The 16311-nt window shown below is 64.0% G+C and carries 15 protein-coding genes; 8 read left to right on the top strand and 7 right to left on the bottom strand.

Going from position 1 to position 16311, the window contains the following annotated elements:
* Nucleotides 1-92: 92 nt before the first annotated feature.
* The gene (locus RQI28_RS09960) at nucleotides 93-731 is read right to left on the bottom strand and encodes an exopolysaccharide biosynthesis protein (RefSeq protein ID WP_311223212.1); all 639 of its coding nucleotides are present in this window, start codon (nucleotides 729-731) and stop codon (nucleotides 93-95) included.
* Nucleotides 732-1017: 286 nt separating this feature from the next.
* Here RQI28_RS09960 and RQI28_RS09955 point away from each other — a divergent pair, with 286 nt between their 5' ends.
* Nucleotides 1018-1491 (top strand): GFA family protein, encoded by a 474-nt coding sequence (locus tag RQI28_RS09955; protein ID WP_311223211.1) that lies wholly within the window; start codon nucleotides 1018-1020, stop codon nucleotides 1489-1491.
* Between the two features lie 107 nt (nucleotides 1492-1598).
* Complete coding sequence (locus RQI28_RS09950; protein WP_311223309.1) at nucleotides 1599-2234, top strand: DNA-3-methyladenine glycosylase; 636 nt, start codon at nucleotides 1599-1601, stop codon at nucleotides 2232-2234.
* 68 nt (nucleotides 2235-2302) lie between these two features.
* On the opposite strand, the gene RQI28_RS09945 is transcribed toward RQI28_RS09950, so the two are convergent.
* Genes RQI28_RS09945 through RQI28_RS09935 form a run of 3 tightly spaced genes read right to left on the bottom strand, consistent with a single transcriptional unit; the run spans nucleotide 2303 to nucleotide 4620 of the window.
* Nucleotides 2303-3205, bottom strand: coding sequence for a PA4780 family RIO1-like protein kinase (locus RQI28_RS09945; protein ID WP_311223210.1), 903 nt, complete (start codon nucleotides 3203-3205; stop codon nucleotides 2303-2305).
* Nucleotides 3206-3262: 57 nt separating this feature from the next.
* The gene (locus RQI28_RS09940; RefSeq protein ID WP_311223209.1) at nucleotides 3263-4015 is read right to left on the bottom strand and encodes a tRNA-uridine aminocarboxypropyltransferase; all 753 of its coding nucleotides are present in this window, start codon (nucleotides 4013-4015) and stop codon (nucleotides 3263-3265) included.
* Nucleotides 4012-4620, bottom strand: a complete 609-nt coding sequence (locus RQI28_RS09935) for a class I SAM-dependent methyltransferase (RefSeq protein WP_311223208.1) — start codon at nucleotides 4618-4620, stop codon at nucleotides 4012-4014. The genes RQI28_RS09940 and RQI28_RS09935 overlap by 4 nt, the downstream gene beginning before the upstream one ends.
* Before the next feature lie 100 nt (nucleotides 4621-4720).
* On the opposite strand from RQI28_RS09935, the gene RQI28_RS09930 reads away from it, so the two are divergent.
* A complete protein-coding gene (locus RQI28_RS09930; protein WP_404976894.1) occupies nucleotides 4721-5620 on the top strand; it encodes an alpha/beta fold hydrolase in 900 nt (299 codons plus the stop codon).
* Nucleotides 5621-5691: 71 nt separating this feature from the next.
* Here the strand turns inward: RQI28_RS09930 and RQI28_RS09925 are convergent, their stop codons facing one another.
* A complete protein-coding gene (locus tag RQI28_RS09925) occupies nucleotides 5692-6075 on the bottom strand; it encodes a VOC family protein (RefSeq protein ID WP_311223207.1) in 384 nt (127 codons plus the stop codon).
* A gap of 286 nt (nucleotides 6076-6361) precedes the next feature.
* Between RQI28_RS09925 and sbcD the strand changes: the two genes are divergently transcribed.
* From sbcD to RQI28_RS09900, 5 genes are all read left to right on the top strand, one after another.
* Nucleotides 6362-7597, top strand: coding sequence for an exonuclease subunit SbcD (sbcD, locus tag RQI28_RS09920; protein WP_311223206.1), 1236 nt, complete (start codon nucleotides 6362-6364; stop codon nucleotides 7595-7597).
* Entirely contained in the window at nucleotides 7594-11085 is a 3492-nt protein-coding gene (locus RQI28_RS09915) for an AAA family ATPase (protein ID WP_311223205.1), read from the top strand. The genes sbcD and RQI28_RS09915 overlap by 4 nt, the downstream gene beginning before the upstream one ends.
* Before the next feature lie 88 nt (nucleotides 11086-11173).
* Nucleotides 11174-11479, top strand: a complete 306-nt coding sequence (locus RQI28_RS09910) for a ribbon-helix-helix protein, CopG family (RefSeq protein ID WP_311223204.1) — start codon at nucleotides 11174-11176, stop codon at nucleotides 11477-11479.
* Between the two features lie 29 nt (nucleotides 11480-11508).
* Nucleotides 11509-11802, top strand: a complete 294-nt coding sequence (locus tag RQI28_RS09905) for a type II toxin-antitoxin system RelE/ParE family toxin (RefSeq protein WP_311223203.1) — start codon at nucleotides 11509-11511, stop codon at nucleotides 11800-11802.
* 254 nt (nucleotides 11803-12056) lie between these two features.
* Nucleotides 12057-12269 (top strand): hypothetical protein, encoded by a 213-nt coding sequence (locus RQI28_RS09900; RefSeq protein ID WP_311223202.1) that lies wholly within the window; start codon nucleotides 12057-12059, stop codon nucleotides 12267-12269.
* A gap of 92 nt (nucleotides 12270-12361) precedes the next feature.
* Here RQI28_RS09900 and RQI28_RS09895 read toward each other — a convergent pair whose 3' ends face one another.
* Together RQI28_RS09895 and RQI28_RS09890 are read right to left on the bottom strand one after the other, a co-directional pair.
* Nucleotides 12362-14266 carry an AAA family ATPase gene (locus RQI28_RS09895; RefSeq protein WP_311223201.1) on the bottom strand — a complete coding sequence of 635 codons (1905 nt, stop codon included), beginning with the start codon at nucleotides 14264-14266 and terminating at the stop codon, nucleotides 12362-12364.
* A gap of 37 nt (nucleotides 14267-14303) precedes the next feature.
* Nucleotides 14304-16118, bottom strand: coding sequence for a 3'-5' exonuclease (locus RQI28_RS09890; protein ID WP_311223200.1), 1815 nt, complete (start codon nucleotides 16116-16118; stop codon nucleotides 14304-14306).
* Nucleotides 16119-16311 lie beyond the last annotated feature (193 nt).

The following is a 16311-nucleotide window of genomic DNA, read 5'->3' as shown; positions in this document are numbered from 1 at the left end:
ACACGGGGCTGGCCATCGTAACCCCGGCCGCCGCACGGTTTGTAAGCTGCTGCAAGAGGGCATCGCCCCGCGCTTGCTGCCGCGCCCGCTGGTCAGAAGGTGGCCAGCAGCAACCCGCCGGCCACCAACGACAGCACGCAGGCGCCCAGCATCAGCGCTCCGTCTCGCACCAGCAACGCCAGCCCGAAGAGCGCAATCGCGCCCATGGGCGCCGAGCTGGCCAGCGGCAGCACCTCCAGCGGCGGCACGGTGCAAGCCAGCGCCATGCAGGCGATGGCCGCCACCCGCACGAAGACGCCTGTGGTCAGGCGCCGCAGGCGGCGGTGGAACCACCCGTCCAGCCGCCGCGCCAGCGGCCGCAGCCAGCCCACGCCTTTGTTGAGCCGCGTGGCCGACAGCCGCGCGCGCTCCAGAAAACCCGGTACCCACAGCCGCCTGCGGCCGGCCAGCATTTGCACGGCAAACAGCACGATGGTCGCGGCCAGCGCGGTGGGCACACCTGGCACGGCGCCAATGGGCGACAGCTCCACCAGGGCCGGTACGACCAGAAAAGGCCCGTAGCTGCGCGAGCCGAACGCGTCCACCATATCGCCCACGCGAACCTGGCCGCCGTCCTGCGCCAGCGCCTGCAACGCGTCGAGCAGGGCGGTCAGCGAGTCGGCCGCGCTGGCGTCCACCGCCGGGGTGGCGGCAGCGGCGCAAGAGGAAGAAGAAGGGGGGCGTGCGGACATGGAAACAGGCAGAGGGGTACTGTTGTGCGCGGGCAGCGCTTGCTGAATCTCGCCCTGGGCGCGGCGCCGGGACTGTAGGCGCCGGGCGAATGCCGGCGTCTGCCGGCATCTCTGACGCCTTCGATTGGCCACCTGCGTACGCGCGGACGGATTGAGCGTTACGCCGACGTTCCCGGCCGCGGCGGCGTGGGAGCATGGCCCGTCAAAAGCTGCCTGCGCAGCGGGTGTGGCATGCGCTTCGCCCCCGTTGCGCTTTCCGCCCAACCGCCTACCCGGAGACCTCACCATGCACCTCGAAGGATCCTGCCACTGCGGCGCCGTCCGCTTCTCCGTGACCGCGCACGAGCCCGTGCCGTTCATGCGCTGCTATTGCTCCATCTGCCGCAAGACCGCTGGAACCGGCGGCTACGCCATCAACCTGGGCGCTGACCGCAAGACGCTGCAGATCGAGGGTGCCGAGCATCTCGCTGTCTACCGCGCCGTCATGCCCGACGGCTCGCGCAGCCCCGGCGAGCGCAACTTCTGCCAACGCTGCGGCACCGCGATGTGGATGTTCGACCCCCGCTGGCCCGACCTGGTTCACCCCCACGCCGGGGCCGTCGACACGCCGTTGCCACCCCCGCCGGCCAGCACGCACATGATGCTGAAGTACAAGCCCGACTGGGTCGATGCGCACGTGGGCTCCCAGGACGAGACCTTCGACGAGTACGGCCAGGAATCGCTGGCCGAATGGCATCGCAGGCACCAGGTCGCGTCGTGACCCACCGCCCAGGCACTGTGCCCGAGGTCTCTCCACTGCCCACGAAGCACGTTCTGCACGTGCTGCCTGCGCATGCCCCTGGAGCGTGCCGCCCGGCCGCTGCGCCTCTGCTGGTGCCCGCTGCCATCGATTTCGCCGGCCCCGCCCATGAGGTCGCCCGCCGCCTCATCGGCGTCACGCTGCTGGTAGACGGCGTGGGAGGGCGCATCGTGGAGACCGAGGCCTACGACCAGACCGACCCCGCATCGCACACCTTTGGCGGTCCCACCGCCCGCAACGCCGCCATGTTCGGCCCGCCTGGCTGTGCCTATGTGTACCGCTCGTACGGCCTGCACTGGTGCCTGAACACGGTGTGCCGCGAAGCCGGCCACGGCGCCGGCGTGCTGCTGCGCGCGCTGGAGCCCACCCATGGCATCGACACCATGCAGGCGCGCCGCGGGCTGCAGGACGTGCGCGTGCTGTGCGCCGGCCCGGGGCGGCTGGCCCAGGCGCTGGGCATCGATGCCCGCTTCAACGGCCAGCCGTTGCACCTGCCTGCCTTCGCCTTGCTGGAGCCCGAAGGTGCCGCCGCAGCAGCAGCGGCGCAGGGCCACCGCATCGACGTGCTAGCCGGCCCGCGCATCGGCATTTCCAAGGCTGTGGACGTGCCCTGGCGCTTTGGGCTCAAAGGGTCGCGCTACCTGAGCCGCGCGTTTGCCGGCCACCCTGTCGCCGCACTGGAACCCCCCGTCGATCCTGGCTGACCTCACGTCAGCAGCAGCTGCAGCAGCACCGGCAGGGCCGGAGGCGATCCGGCGACCGGCCTCGCAGCTCAGCCGCCGGCCATCCGCAGCCTGCGCGCTGCGTCTTCGTCGCGTGCATCGTCGATCTCGCGCAGCACGGCCTGCATGTCCACGTCGATGCGGTCGGGCGCGTAGCGGCCCGTCAGCGGCGTTTCGTTGCTCAGCAGGCCGCTCTGGTACAGGCTCCAGATTTCGGGGCCGTATTGCGTGGCACGCAAGTCGGGTGCGAACTGGCCGAAGAAGTCGCGCAGATTGGCCACGTCGCGCAGCAGCATGCGCTGGGCGTGGTTGTTGCCGGCAGCGTCCACCGCCTGCGGCAGGTCGATGATGACCGGGCCTTCTGCGCCTGCTGGGCCGTTGTCATCGCTCGTGTCATCCGCACCGCCCACGCCAGGCACGTGCGCCAGCAGGATGTTGAATTCCGACAGATCGCCGTGCACCACGCCGGCGCACAGCATGCGCACCACCTCGGCGATCAGGGTGGCGTGGTGGGTGCGGGCCTGTTCCGGCGTGAAGCTCACGTCGTTCAGGCGCGGGGCGGCATCGCCATTCGCGTCGGTCACCAGCTCCATCAGCAGCACGCCGTCATGGAAGTTGAACGGCTGCGGCACCCGCACGCCGGCGGCGGCCAGGCGGTACAGCGCATCGACCTCGGCGCTCTGCCATGCGGCCTCCTGCTCTTGTCGGCCGAACTTGCTGCCCTTGGCCATCGCGCGGGCCGAGCGGGAATTCTTGACCTTGCGGTTCTCGGTGTAGTCGACCGCCTGGCGGAAGCTGCGGTTGTTGGCCTCTTTGTAGATCTTGGCGCAGCGGGTTTCGTCGCCGCAGCGCACCACGTAGACCATGGCCTCCTTGCCGCTCATCAGCTGCCGGACGACCGTGTCGATCAGGCCTTCTTCGATGAGGGACTGGAGTCGGGGAGGTGCTTTCATCGGGGCGGTGCTGAATGAAGAGAGGGAAGGCAGGTCATTGTCGCTGCCAACCCGGCATCACCCGGCCCGCAGGCTGTGCAGCCGCGTATGGGCATCGCTGTTCCAGTCTGGCGGCAACTGGTGCTTGGCCTGCACGTAGTGGTGGCTGAACACATCCAGGTACGCGTCCAGCGTCTGCGCCGCATGGGCCTCGCCCGCCATGTCCAGGCACAGCGATGCGACTTCGGAAGTGCAGAAATGGTCGTCGCGCCGCGACCTGCGCAGCTTGTAGCGAGAGATCTGCTCGGGCGCCAGGCTGAGCACCGGAAAGCGCTCCAGATACGGGCTCTTGCGGAACATCTTGCGTGCCTCGGGCCAGGTCGCGTCCAGCAAGATGAACAGCGGGCGCTTGCGGCCTGCGGCGTCGCAGTCCACCTGGGTGACCACGCGCTCGGGCGCCACGAACTCGCCCGGAAAGACCACATAAGGCTGCCACTGCGGGTCAGCCAGCAGGGCGAGCAGGCCAGGTTCCACCTCGGTGCGCGCCCAGCCGAAGGCGAAGGTATCCGGCACCACATCGGCGATCAGCCAGCCCGTGTTGCTGGGTTTGAGAGGCTCGATATCGGCCATCAGCAGGCACACCCCCGCCTGCGTGGGCACCACCGGCCGCAGCGCGCACAGGCAGTGGCTGGGCACCAGCCGGCAGCCCGTGCAGCGCTCACCGCGCGGGCCGCCCCGGGCCAGGAAGGGCTTGGAGCTGCGGGCCAGGCGGGCGGTGCGGAGCTGGGAGACGGCGTGGGGTACCAGGGGCTGCAAAGCAATATCTTTCACAGCCCACCCACATGCTCCAGCTCAAACAGCGGCACCTCCGCCTTGCGGCTCAGCCACAGCCCGCCGCCCAGCTCCACCGCGCCTTCCTGCAAGCCCCGGCGGTACAGGTCCGCGCGGTGGCGGAAGACGCGGGAATCGGTCAGGTCTTCGTCGATGATGTCGCGCTCGAAGTCTTCGCGGGACACCGCTTCCACGTACAGCGCGCCGCGGCTCAAGCGGCCCAGGTTGTGCAGGGCGGTCTTCAGGTCGGACGGGCTCAGGTAGGGCAGCACGCCCTGGCAGATGACCAGATCGAACGGCTCGCCGGCCTGCCAGTCGACGACCGAGCCCTGCTGCCAGCCGAAGCGATCGCACAGGTAGGCGCTGTATTCCACGCCCTGGTAGCTGGCCTGCGGAAAGTGCCGCGCCACGATGTCCTTCCACAGCCCGATGCCGCAGCCCACGTCCAGCACGCGCTGCACCGGCACGCGCAGGTATTTGAGGTAGCTGCACACGAAGGTGCCCAGGCGCTCCATGTGCTCCGGGTCCACCACGCTGGTCTTCTTGTCGAAGTAAAAGCGCTGGTAGTAGGCCTCGTCGAAGGTGCTGGCGCTGGCGGATTTCAATGGCGGTCCTCGGAAGGGCTGGCGTGGAAAGGGGAGAAAAACGAAGGCACGGAGTATCCCGTATCGCTGATGGCGGGGTGCGCGACCACAATGGCTGCGTATGAGCGCAGCCCCTTCCACAACCTCCACATCCTCCCAGCCTGCCACCCCCGTCGACATGCGCGACGCGTGGATCACCACCCCCGCCGGCCGCCTGTTCGCGCGGCGATGGACTGCCGCTGCTGGGGAAACCACCGCAGCGCTGCCACCCATCGTGCTGTTCCACGACTCGCTGGGTTGCATAGATCTGTGGCGCGACTTCCCCGCCGTGCTGTGCCGCGCTACCGGGCGCGACGTCATCGCCTACGACCGGCTGGGGTTTGGCCGGTCAGACGCCCGTGCGGGTCAGCCGCCGCTTGATTTCGTCGCCGAAGAAGCGCGCGACAACCTGCCGGCCTTGCGTGCGCAACTGGGCGTGCAGCGCTTCGTGGCGCTGGGCCACAGCGTGGGTGGCGGCATGGCGGCGCATTGCGCGGCGGCAGACCACAACGGCAAAGACAGCAGTGACTGCGAGGCGCTCATCACCATCGCCGCGCAGGCCTGCGTGGAAGAGCGCACGCTGCAAGGCATTCGCGCCGCACAGAGCCAGTTCGACAGCAACCCCGAGCAAATCACCCGCCTGGCCCGCTACCACGGCGGCAGCGCAGAGCGGGCGCGCTGGGTGCTGAACGCGTGGGTCGACACCTGGCTGGCGCCGGCCTTTGCCGACTGGTCATTGGAAGCAGCGATGCGCCGCGTCACCTGCCCGGTGCTGGCGCTGCACGGCGAATTGGATGAGTACGGATCGGCCGAGCAACCCGCCCGCATCGCCCGCTGGGCTGCCGGGCCGGCGCGGGTGCAGATGCTGCCCGGCCTGGCGCACGTGCCGCACCGCGAACAGCCCGAGGCGGTGGCGGCGCTGGTGGCGCAGTTTCTGGTCGATGACGCTGGGACGTCGGGCGTGGCTGCGACCCAGAAATAAGAGCCAAATCGGCCTCTAGCGCTTATTCAGTAAGCGCTGATAGCTATTAATACTATAGCAATCGACGTCGATCACACCTTGGGCGGGCGATGCAGCGCGCAGATCTTGTTGCCGTCCGGGTCGCGCAAATACGCCAGGTACAGCGGGCCGCTTGGGCCTTCGCGGTAGCCCGGCGGGTCTTCGCAGTCGGTGCCGCCGTTGGCGATGCCGGCGGCATGAAAAGCCTGCGCCTGTTCAGGCGACTGCATGGTGAAGCCGATGGTGCTGCCGTTGCCGTGGCAGGCCGGCTCGCCGTTGATGGGCGTGGAGATGGCGAACGTGTTGCCGGCGTGGCGGTAGAAGTACCGGTTCTTGTTGGCCACGCCGGGCGGCACGCCGATGCTGCCCAGAAGGGCGTCGTAGAACTGGCGGGATTTTTCCAGGTCGGTCACTCCGACCATGATGTGGCTGAACATAGGTATTTGTCTCTGTTGGGGGGCTGATGGTTGGAAGGCCACGCGATCTTAGCGGTGGGCTTGGTCTCTTCGTGTCACCCACGCACTGTGGCGGCGGCGGCCCATCTCGACGCCATTCACAATGTCAGTCCGTTTGAACCCCTTTCCTCCTGCGCCTGCCCCATGGGCCTTCGCACACGCCTGCCCTGGCTTGCAAAGACACGTCCGAACGGATCTTTTTTCATTCAACGGCGTTGAGCCCTCTGTGCCGCCTTACTTCTGCACGCATTCCCCGATCCCACCCACCATGCGCATCCTCCACACGTCAGATTGGCACCTCGGCCAGCACTTCATGGGCAAGAGCCGGCAGGCGGAGCATCGGGCCTTGATCGACTGGGTGCTGGTGCAGGTGGATGCGCAGGCGGTAGACGCGGTGTTGATTGCGGGCGACATCTTCGACACCGGTGCGCCGCCCAGCTACGCGCGCGAGCTGTACGCGCATCTGGTCGGCCAGCTGCACAGCGCCGGCGTGGCGCTGCTGCTGATCGGCGGCAACCACGATTCGGTCGCCACGCTGGGGGAAAGCCGCTCGATCCTGCACCTGCTCGGCACCACCGTGGTGGCTGATGTGGGCAGCCCCGCCGATCACGTGGTCGTGTTGCCCAAGCGTGGCGGGCAGGGCGGCGCCGGCTGCGTCGTCTGCGCCGTGCCCTTCATTCGTCCGCGCGACGTGCTGCAAAGCCAAGCCGGGCAAAGCGCGCAAGAAAAGCAGCAATCCCTGCAGGCCGCCATCCAGGGCTATTACCAGGCGGTGCACGCCGCGGGCGTTGCGCAGCAGGCGGCGCTGCAACGCGATACCGGCTTCACCGTGCCGCTGATCGCCACCGGCCACCTGACGACGGTGGGCGCCAGCAGCAGCGAGTCGGTGCGCGAGATCTACGTGGGCTCGCTGGACGCCTTTCCCACCGCCGCCTTTCCGCCCGTCGACTACGTGGCGCTGGGGCACATCCACCAGCCGCAGAAGGTGGGCGGGCTGGAGCACATCCGCTACTGCGGCTCGCCCATTGCGCTGAGTTTTGACGAAGCCCGGCAGCAGAAGGAAGTGCTGCTGGTGGACCTGGACGCCACCGGCCTGGTGGCGGTCACCCCGCTGGCCGTGCCGCGCTTTCAGCCGCTGATGTCCGTCACCGGCAACCTGCAGGCGCTGGCCCCGCTGATCGCCGCCGCGGCTGAATCCGGCACCGCAGACCAAGCCGTGTGGCTCGAAGTGACGGTGGCGCAAGACGACTACCTGAGCGACCTGCCCGCGCGCATCGGCGCCATGACGCAGGGGCTGCCGGTGGACGTGCTGCGCGTGCGCCGCCAGCGCACCAACGCGGCGGCCACCCTGGCGGGCGACATGCTGGAAACGCTGGACGAACTCAGCCCCGACGACGTGTTTGCCCGCCGGCTGGCGCTGGAAGAGTTGGCACCCGACGTGCAGGCCGCCCTGAGCCAGCGGTACCGCGAGGTCGTCGCCACCCTGACGCAAGGCGCCGCATGAAGATATTGAAGCTGCGCCTGAAGAACCTCAACTCGCTCAAGGGCGACTGGGCCATCGACTTCACCCAGCCGCCCTTTACCGAGAACAGCCTCTTCGCCATCACCGGCCCCATGGGCGCGGGAAAATCCACGCTGCTGGACGCCATCTGCCTGGCGCTCTATCACCAGACGCCGCGCCTCTCCAGCGTCTCCAAGTCGGCCAACGACATCATGACGCGCCACACCGCCGACTGCCTGGCCGAGGTGGATTTCGAGGTCAAAGGCGTGGTCTATCGCGCCTTCTGGAGCCAGCGCCGCGCGCGCGACCAGGTGGGCGGCAATCTGCAAGACCCGCGGGTCGAGCTGGCCCAGGTCGACCCCGCCACTGGCGCAGGCCACATCATCAGTAGCCAGAGCAACGACAAGCTGCGGCGCGTGGCCGACATCACCGGGCTGGACTATCACCGGTTCACCCGGTCCATGCTGCTGGCGCAAGGCCAGTTCGCCGCGTTCCTCAACGCCAGCGCCAACGACCGGGCCGAGCTGCTGGAAGAGCTGACCGGCACCGAGATCTACGGCGACATCTCCTGCAAGGTGTTCGAGCGCGCGCGCGATGCCCGCCAGCAGCTCGACCAGCTCAAGGCCCGCGCCGACGGCGTGGAGCTGCTGCCCGCAGAGCGCAGCGCGGCCATGCAGGCCGAAGTGCACGAATGGACGCAGGCGTTGGGCCACGTGCAGACGGCGCAGACCACCACCGGCGCGCAACGCCAGTGGTACATCGACCTGGCGCAAGTGGCGCAGACGGTCGAGGCCGCACAAGCCGGCCAGCAACGGGCCGCCGCCGCACTGCAAGCCGCCGCCCCCGACTTGCAACGCTTGGCCAAGAGCGAGCCCGCACAAGCCCTGCGCGCGCCGCACACCGCCTGGCAGCAGGCGCAAACCGCCTGCCGTGATAGCGATGCATTGCTGGCCACCCTGCAAGCGCAGCACCAGCGCGAATCCGCCGCGCACCGCCAGCACCACCACCGCGCGGCCCTGCTCGCCCGCCGCGTGGCAGATGCAGCGCAGGCCGATCTGGCCCACGCCGAGGCCGAGCAACAGCGCCATGCCGACTACTGCGCTGCCCACGCGCGGCACGCCCATCTGGGCGAGCGCCTGGGTGAATGGCGGCAACAGTTCTTGCAGCAGCAAACACTGCAAAACCGGCTGGCCGAGCAAGGCACCGCGCTGCAGACGCTGGCCGCAGACATCGCCCAGCGCGGCGACCAGATCACGGCGCAGCATGCGCAGGTGAATGCCGCCACACAAGCCCAGTCCACGGCAGCCGCAGCGTTGCAAGCTGCCCAGGCAGCGCTGGGCCAGGGCCTGGGCGGGCAGACCATCGCCGCGCTGCGCGAGCGCTGGCAACACAACCAGGGCCGCGTAGCCGTCTGGCGGCAGATCGGGCAGCTGGGCCAGCAGCGCCGCGACCTGGCCGACCAGCACACCGCGCTGGCCGCAGAAGTGCAGCGCATCGAAGTTGCCGTCGCCCAGCAGGAGACCGCCCGCCTGGCATTGCGCGGCCAATACGCCGCCGTCAAGGAACAGGTCGCCGACAAGCAGAAGCTGCTGGAGCAAGAGCGCCGCATCCAAAGCCTGGACGACCATCGCCACGCCCTGCACCCCGGCGAGCCCTGCCCGCTGTGCGGCGCCACGGCACACCCCGCCATCGATGCCTATCAGGCACTGGACGTGTCGGCCACCGACGCGGCGCTGCGGCAAAAGCAGGCCGAGCTGGAGGCGCTGACGACCCAAGGCCACGCCGTTGCGGAGTCGCTCGCCACCGCCAAGACCCAACTGGCCGAGCGGCGCGATCAGCAGGCCACCACCACGCAGCGCATCGACCAGTGGGCGACGCAGTGGGCCTTGGCCATCGCGCCGCTGCATTCGCCGGACGTGCCCGGCGAGCCGAACGCGCTGACCGCAGAAGACTGGCAAAACGCCGACCCACTGGCCGCCGGCCTGCAAGCCGCTCATAACGCGCTGACGCGCCTGGGCGACGCCCTGCAAAGCGCAGAGGCCGCCGAGCAGCGCGTGCAGCAGGCGGTGGCTGCCACCAGCCAATGCGACCAGGCCCAGCAAGCCGCCACCCACCAGCTGGCACTGCTGCAGCAAGCCGCGCAGCAAGCGCAGGCGCGCCATGCCGCGCTGGCAGAAGCCATCACCGCCGCCCAGACCGATCTCGCCGCGCAGCAAGCCCGCCTGCGCACCGCTGTGGAAGACGCCGGCTATGCCCTGCCAGCCGACCCCGCGCCCTGGCTGCAGGCGCGCGACGGCGAATGGCAGCGCTGGCGCACTACCCAGGCTGAATTGCAAACGCTGGCCCAGCGCATCACGCGCCTGCAAGCCCAGCGCGATGTGGCCCAGGCGCAGGCCGAGCTGTGGGCGCAACGCCGGGCCGATCTGCAGGCGAATGCGCATGACGATGAAATCGCCGTCGCATCGGACGCGCAGGGCGACATCGCCAGCGATGACGCGCCCGCCGCATTGCAGGCCAGCGTGGCGGAAATCGAGCGCCTGCAACGCGCCCTCGCCGCGCTGGAAGGCCGCCAGGCCCAGGCGCAGGCCACGCTGGCGCAACAAACCACGGCCCAAGCCGCAGCCACCCAGGCATGGCAGGCGGCGCTGAACGCCAGCCCCTTCGCCGATCTATCCGCGTTCGAAGCGGCGCTGCTGCCCGAGGCCGACCGCCAGCGCCTGGCCGCGCAGCGCGACGGGCTGCACACCGCACAGCAACGCGCCGACGCCCTGCTGCAGTCCGCCCAAGCCCGTCACACGCAACTGCAGGCCCAGGCACTGACCGCGCATTCGCTCGAAGACCTGAACGCGCGCCTGGCAGCGCTGGAAGCCGAGCGCAGCGCCTTGAGCGAACAGATCGGCGCCCACCGCGCCCTGCTGGCCCGCGACGCCCAGCTGCGCATCAACCAGCAGGCCCTGTTCGAACAGATCGGCAGCCAGACCACAGAGAGCGACTTGTGGCAGCGGCTCGACGGCCTGATCGGCTCGGCCAAGGGCGACAAGTTCCGCAAGTTCGCCCAAGGCCTCACGCTCGACCATTTGCTGCAACTGGCCAACCAGCATTTGGCCCGCCTGCACGGCCGCTACCTGCTGCGCCGCAAATCGACCGGCGAGCTGGAGCTGGAAATCGTGGACGCCTGGCAGGGCGACGTGGCGCGGGACACGCGCACGCTCTCAGGCGGCGAAGGTTTTCTGGTCAGCCTGGCGCTGGCGCTGGCGCTGTCAGACCTGGTGAGCCACAAGACCTCCATCGACTCGCTGTTCCTCGACGAAGGGTTCGGATCGCTGGACGGCGACACGCTGGAGATCGCGCTGACGGCGTTGGATTCATTGAATGCCAGCGGCAAGATGATCGGCATCATCAGCCACGTGGAGGCGCTGAAGGAGCGCATTCCGGCGCAGATCCGGGTGGAGAAGGGCGGCGGCGTGGGGCATTCGCGGCTGGTGGTTTAGGGTAACCCGAAGGGCTGGACCGGGGTCTGGAGCATCCATGAAAATAGCACGTTTGTGCTACATTCTTCCAGCGCATTCAGGAGCCACCATGTCCACCACCACCATCCGCATTGAAGACGATCTCAAGGCCCGCGTCGCAGCCGCAGCGCAGCAAATGGGTAAATCGGCCCACGCCTTCATCGTGGATGCGCTGGCCGAACGGGTGGAGCAGGTAGAGCAAGAGGCCGCGTTCCACTCGGTAGCCGACGAGCGCTGGGCCCGCATCCGCACCACTGGCAAAACCGTAGCGTGGGACGACGCCAAAGCGTACTTGGCCGCCCGCGCTACAGCGGATGGCCGCGATGGTGATGGCGAGCGCCCGCGCAAACCCGCCGCTCGCAAATTGGCCAAGTAGCGCGCTGCCATCGATCAGTCCATCAAGCAATGACCCGCATCGAACTGGCGCCCGAGGTTTTCGACGACTTCGACCGTTTCTTTGACCACATCGCCCAGTACGACCCCGGCTCTGCGCCAGAGCGCATCGGCGCCATCGTCGACGCCATTCAAATCCTCAGCCACAGCCCGCACATCGGCCGCCCCGCGCCAGGCGGCAAGCGCGAACTGGTGATCGGCCGGGCCGCGCGCGGCTATGTGGCGCTGTACCAGTACCTGGAGGCCATGGACACCGTGTTCGTGCTGGCCGTGCGCAGCCAGCGTGAGGCGGGGTTCAAGCGCTGAGTTCAGTGGTTAAGTCGTTGCCACAGTTTGGTTTTCGGTAAGAAAACCGAAAACACCACAACGTACCGAACACACGCCCGCTCAAGCGCCGCTGGAGCAGCAAGGGTCTGGTTTCTAAGGTCGAATTGGCCTCTAGCATTTGGCTAAAAGCGAGTGTTTGCAACGCCGCAGGCTGCCCGAGGCCGCAGATGCACACGGCGCGGTGATCAGAGGGTTCCTAGAGTTTGAGAGGTGCAATTCACGCGTGGCTGCGGGTGAACCACGCCAGCGAGACTGAGCTTTGGGTGCGCATCTTCAAAAAGGCCACCGGCCAACCCACCGTCACTTGGGACGATTGCGTGGTGGCCGCTATTTGCTGGGGCTGGATCGACGGGCTGCGCAAGTCTTTGGACGAGTCCTCGTTTTTGCAACGACTGACGCCACGCCGCGCGCTCCAACTGGTCGCAGAAAAAATGCAGCATGCCTAACACCTAGTCGAGCAAGCGCGCTCGCAAGTAGCCTGCCTAATGCTTGCAAAACCGTACACAGCGATTGGCGCTGCGGCACACGATTCCCCAAATCAACCCTTGATAATTTGTCTTATTACATCCATCCACTTCGGTTCTGAAATTTTTTCAGAATCGCACGCAATATAGGCGTTGGCGAAATTAACCTTGTTATTGCCTACATCAAAAAAATCGTCCATTAACTGTTTTTTTTGTTTTGGGCCAAGATTCATATAGTCATATAAATTATTTGACCCTTGAGTTACGGATGCCGTTTTGACAATTTCTTGGAGAACTGCGAAGTTTTCCATGTTCTTGTGATGTTCTGGGGAGGAAAGTAGTTTTATAAGGACTTCCTCGCGCAAAGCAAATTCAATTTCGGTTGGAAAACTATGCTGACTATCCGCATCATGAGCCACTACTTCCAATTTGCTCTCATCACGCACCAAGCGTTTGAAGAAAAGATTTTTTGAGTCTTTTCTAAGTTCCACATGTTCCTTCTGGGCATCCGTATCGACGATGCATAGAGCTTTGCCTTTAAAGCCTGCTTCTTTGTCGCTTAACGGGGCTGACAGGTAGTCGTATACGCGGCGAACCTGTTTAAATCCGCCGAGAGGAACGATTCGCAAGTTATTATTCTCAACTAGTGCGGATAAATAGTGGGTTAAATAGATCTTGTCAGACAAGCCTTCGCAAAATATCCAGTTATATGGTTTATCACGAAGCATGCTAACAACTACGGACTGAATCATGTCCTGATAACTTTTTAGCTCGACCTCTTTCGGATATTTTCCATGTGATTTTGTATAATTTTGATTAATGTATTCCCTAAAATTCTCCAAGTTGAATGAAAAAAATTCAATTACGTTTGCGACTCTGGATAAGGAATGCGCCACACCGGATCGAATTACCGGAAGAAAACCATACCAGTGAGTATTAATTAGTACTTGTGGCGCAGGCGTGCACAGAGTTGGTATTCTGGCTATTTTTTCAAATTGGTCATGACAAGCAGCAACGTGCATGGATGCATCAGGCTCGTCGATTGCCAGAATAACCTGATACTCCTTTAGCTTTGATCGCGAAATCAATGCGTAAGAAAGATCGATCAAGGCCTGCCTCTTTTCGCCAGAACTCAGATCCTTTATGGTTGTTTCTCTTCCTCCGTTCTTTTTGTGTAAAACCTTTATCCCAAAATATGCAGAAAAAATCCTCTCAATAAGATCGTTTGCTGTTAATTGATCTTTTCGTTTGCCTTTATATACATATTGGTCCAGTGTCTTATTTATTTGATCTATAAATTCTTTGAGTTTTTTGTTAATTTCTTCAATACTATTTTTGCTAATAGATTCTTGGATTTTCTTTTTAATATCCTCATCCAACAACTTCCTGATGTAAATTGATTCCATTCGACTAAATGTCAACGAATCAGCCTCAGCTGGAAGATATATGTATCGATAATGCGATTTTACTTTTTTCAGAAGGTCTGCGAGTTCTTCGTACTCAACATCCGCATGCCGATCAAAAACCTTCTTAATATCATTGCCAAAGAATGGAATTTCAATTTCGTTCGTTTGGTGGGTATTTCCTAGCAAGAATAAATAGTGCGATTCTTTGTTGTAGCCCATAGCGGTTGCAGAGGCTATGCTTTCGATCACAGATTTAACAAACGGATTGTAAGGAGTTCCGGAAAAATCCCAGAAAAATGCACTAATTAAGCTGGCGAGTCTCTTTTCTTTTTTTGTCAAAGAAATGTCGCCAACGGGGATCAAAAACAGCGGCGAAACAAATGCCGAATCATCGGAGCCCTTCTTTGACTCGTTGTTGGCTATCCATTCACCACCATTAAAAAATTTATCTAACGCCTCGAAAATTGAGGTCTTACCAATTCCATTGGGTCCAAGATAAGCGGTGAAACTAGCACCCGAAGAAATAGGTATAAATTGGACATTCTTATAAACTTTGTAGTTCTTCAAACCCATGCCTAGCAGCATATATTTTCCTTAAATTTATTCCGCGTTAGCTAAATTGCTTTGCAAAAACCCCATCGCCACCAATTCCCAAAAACAATTGCTGTGTCGCCCTGGTCGCCGCCACATAAAACACCCGCGCCGCTTCCTTCTCATTTTCCCCGGCTGCAGGCATATGCCCCACTCCGGGCAGCGCCACCACCGGGAATTCCAAGCCTTTGCTGACCTTCATGGTCATCACCTGAATCGCATCCACCCCGGGCCGGTATTCCCCACTCTTCTTACGCACGCGATGCGGCAGCTTGCGTTGGGCCAGGGCACTCGCACACAGATCCATGGTTTTCCAGTCCGCACACAGTACCGCCATGTCGCCCCAGGCAAAACCCTCCTGGTGCGCGCTCGCCAAGTGGTCCGCAATGGCAAAGGCTTCGTCGCGCAGGGTAGGCAGTTGGATGATCACGGGGGCAGGCCCCTCGCGCCCGCAGCTCACGGGTTTGAGCAGCGGGATGCCGTCGTCGTCTTTGTCGTCCGCAGTCAGCAGGTCTGCGGCGACCAGGCTGGCGGTGTGCAATATCTGCCGCGTGTTGCGGTAGTTGATCTTCAGGATGGTGGTGCGCCCCTGCGCCTGAATGCCTACGCTTTTGAAGCTGAACTGCTTGCTGCGCGCGCGTTCGTAAATGCTCTGCGCGTCGTCGTACAGCACCAGCAGGCTGTTGGTGGCGGGGTCCACCATTTGGGTGATGAGCTTGAGCCATTCGGGCGCAAAGTCGTGGCCTTCGTCGATCATCACCGCTTGGTACTGACCTGCAGGGACCTGGCTGCGCTCTACGGCGCGAATGACGTGATCCACCAGGCCTTCGTAAAAGCCGCCGCCTTGGGGCGGCAGCGCCTGCCCGTAGGTGGTCAGCTGGCGGTGGCACCAACTGTGAAAGTGCCGCACGTGCACGCGGTCGCTCAGGCCTTTGGCGTCCATCGCGCTGGCCAGCTTCACGCCCAGCGGCTCGTTAAAGCAGAGGATGAGGATGGGTTTGCTGGCGGGGGTGCTGGCCTTGGCCAGGTATTCAGCGCGGTAGCCCAAGATCATCGTTTTGCCCGAGCCGGCCACGCCGTGGATCACCCGGTGCCCATCGCCCAGGCTGCGGGCCAGCTGCTCTTGCTGCATGTCCATCACCCGCATGATGTCGGGCAGTTGGGCGTCGGCATCGTTGTCGTCAAACAGTCCGGCCGGGATTTGCACGCGCACTTCCGGAAACAGAATCCACCGCACCCGGTCGAGCTGCGGCAGTGTGATGGCGCCTTTGCTGCCGAAGGTATGCGGGAACATGGCCCACAGGCGCTGCTGGAAGGCTTCGGCGTCCACGTTGTCCAGCATTTCATCTTTGCAGATGGCCAGGTGGGGCGGAATGGCGTCGCCCAGGCCGGCGTCTTCAAACTGCTTGCGGTTGATATTGGTAAAGACCACGCCGTGGCCCCACGGAAAGGCCAGCTTGCCTTGGTGGCGGCCTTCGGGCTGCACCAGTTGCGGGTCGCGCTCCAGCGCGTTCACGACCTGAATGGCGCAGTGCCGCGCCTGCTGCAGCGGGCTCATGACGACCTTGGGGTTGCCGTCGGGCGCGATCTCAAAATATTCGCGCGTGGCGCGGCGAATGGTGTCCAGCCGCCAGTCCTTCACTTCAAGGATCAACGCGCCCCGGCGCGGGTGCAGCACCACGAAGTCGGGCCGCGTCTGCTTGGGGCCGATGGGCACGTCCCACCAGAGCAGGTAGTCGTCTTCGAGCTTGCCTTCCAGCCGCTCGCCCAGCCGGCGCTCGCCCGGCGTCATGCGCGGCACGCAGGTGCCCAGGGCAGGTATCAGCGTTGCCATTCCATCCCTCAGCCTCTCTCGGGTGTATCTTTGTGTTGCACCTTATAGCGAGGCTGCCTGATGCTTGCCTGACGATTACCCCAAGAAGTGGCAAGGTCGACGGCACCATGCCGCGCAAAAAACAAGCTGAAATGGCCTGTAGCGCTTATGTATAAAGCGCTTCTAGCTATGAAAATTATAGCAATAAGTGAAT

It is taken from the genome of Acidovorax sp. WCS2018Noco2-16 (assembly GCF_031843945.1).
Classification (GTDB): domain Bacteria; phylum Pseudomonadota; class Gammaproteobacteria; order Burkholderiales; family Burkholderiaceae_C; genus Paracidovorax.
This window is presented reverse-complemented; position numbering and strand designations above follow the sequence as displayed.

Bases quoted from the DNA above. Each gene is read 5' to 3' on its own strand.
- RQI28_RS09960 (WP_311223212.1), bottom strand. From the start codon at position 731: ATGTCCGCACGCCCCCCTTCTTCTTCCTCTTGCGCCGCTGCCGCCACC.
- RQI28_RS09895 (WP_311223201.1), bottom strand. From the start codon at position 14,266: ATGGGTTTGAAGAACTACAAAGTTTATAAGAATGTCCAATTTATACCT.
- sbcD (WP_311223206.1), top strand. From the start codon at position 6,362: ATGCGCATCCTCCACACGTCAGATTGGCACCTCGGCCAGCACTTCATG.
- RQI28_RS09925 (WP_311223207.1), bottom strand. From the start codon at position 6,075: ATGTTCAGCCACATCATGGTCGGAGTGACCGACCTGGAAAAATCCCGC.
- RQI28_RS09915 (WP_311223205.1), top strand. From the start codon at position 7,594: ATGAAGATATTGAAGCTGCGCCTGAAGAACCTCAACTCGCTCAAGGGC.
- RQI28_RS09910 (WP_311223204.1), top strand. From the start codon at position 11,174: ATGTCCACCACCACCATCCGCATTGAAGACGATCTCAAGGCCCGCGTC.
- RQI28_RS09955 (WP_311223211.1), top strand. From the start codon at position 1,018: ATGCACCTCGAAGGATCCTGCCACTGCGGCGCCGTCCGCTTCTCCGTG.
- RQI28_RS09905 (WP_311223203.1), top strand. From the start codon at position 11,509: ATGACCCGCATCGAACTGGCGCCCGAGGTTTTCGACGACTTCGACCGT.
- RQI28_RS09890 (WP_311223200.1), bottom strand. From the start codon at position 16,118: ATGGCAACGCTGATACCTGCCCTGGGCACCTGCGTGCCGCGCATGACG.
- RQI28_RS09945 (WP_311223210.1), bottom strand. From the start codon at position 3,205: ATGAAAGCACCTCCCCGACTCCAGTCCCTCATCGAAGAAGGCCTGATC.
- RQI28_RS09930 (WP_404976894.1), top strand. From the start codon at position 4,721: ATGAGCGCAGCCCCTTCCACAACCTCCACATCCTCCCAGCCTGCCACC.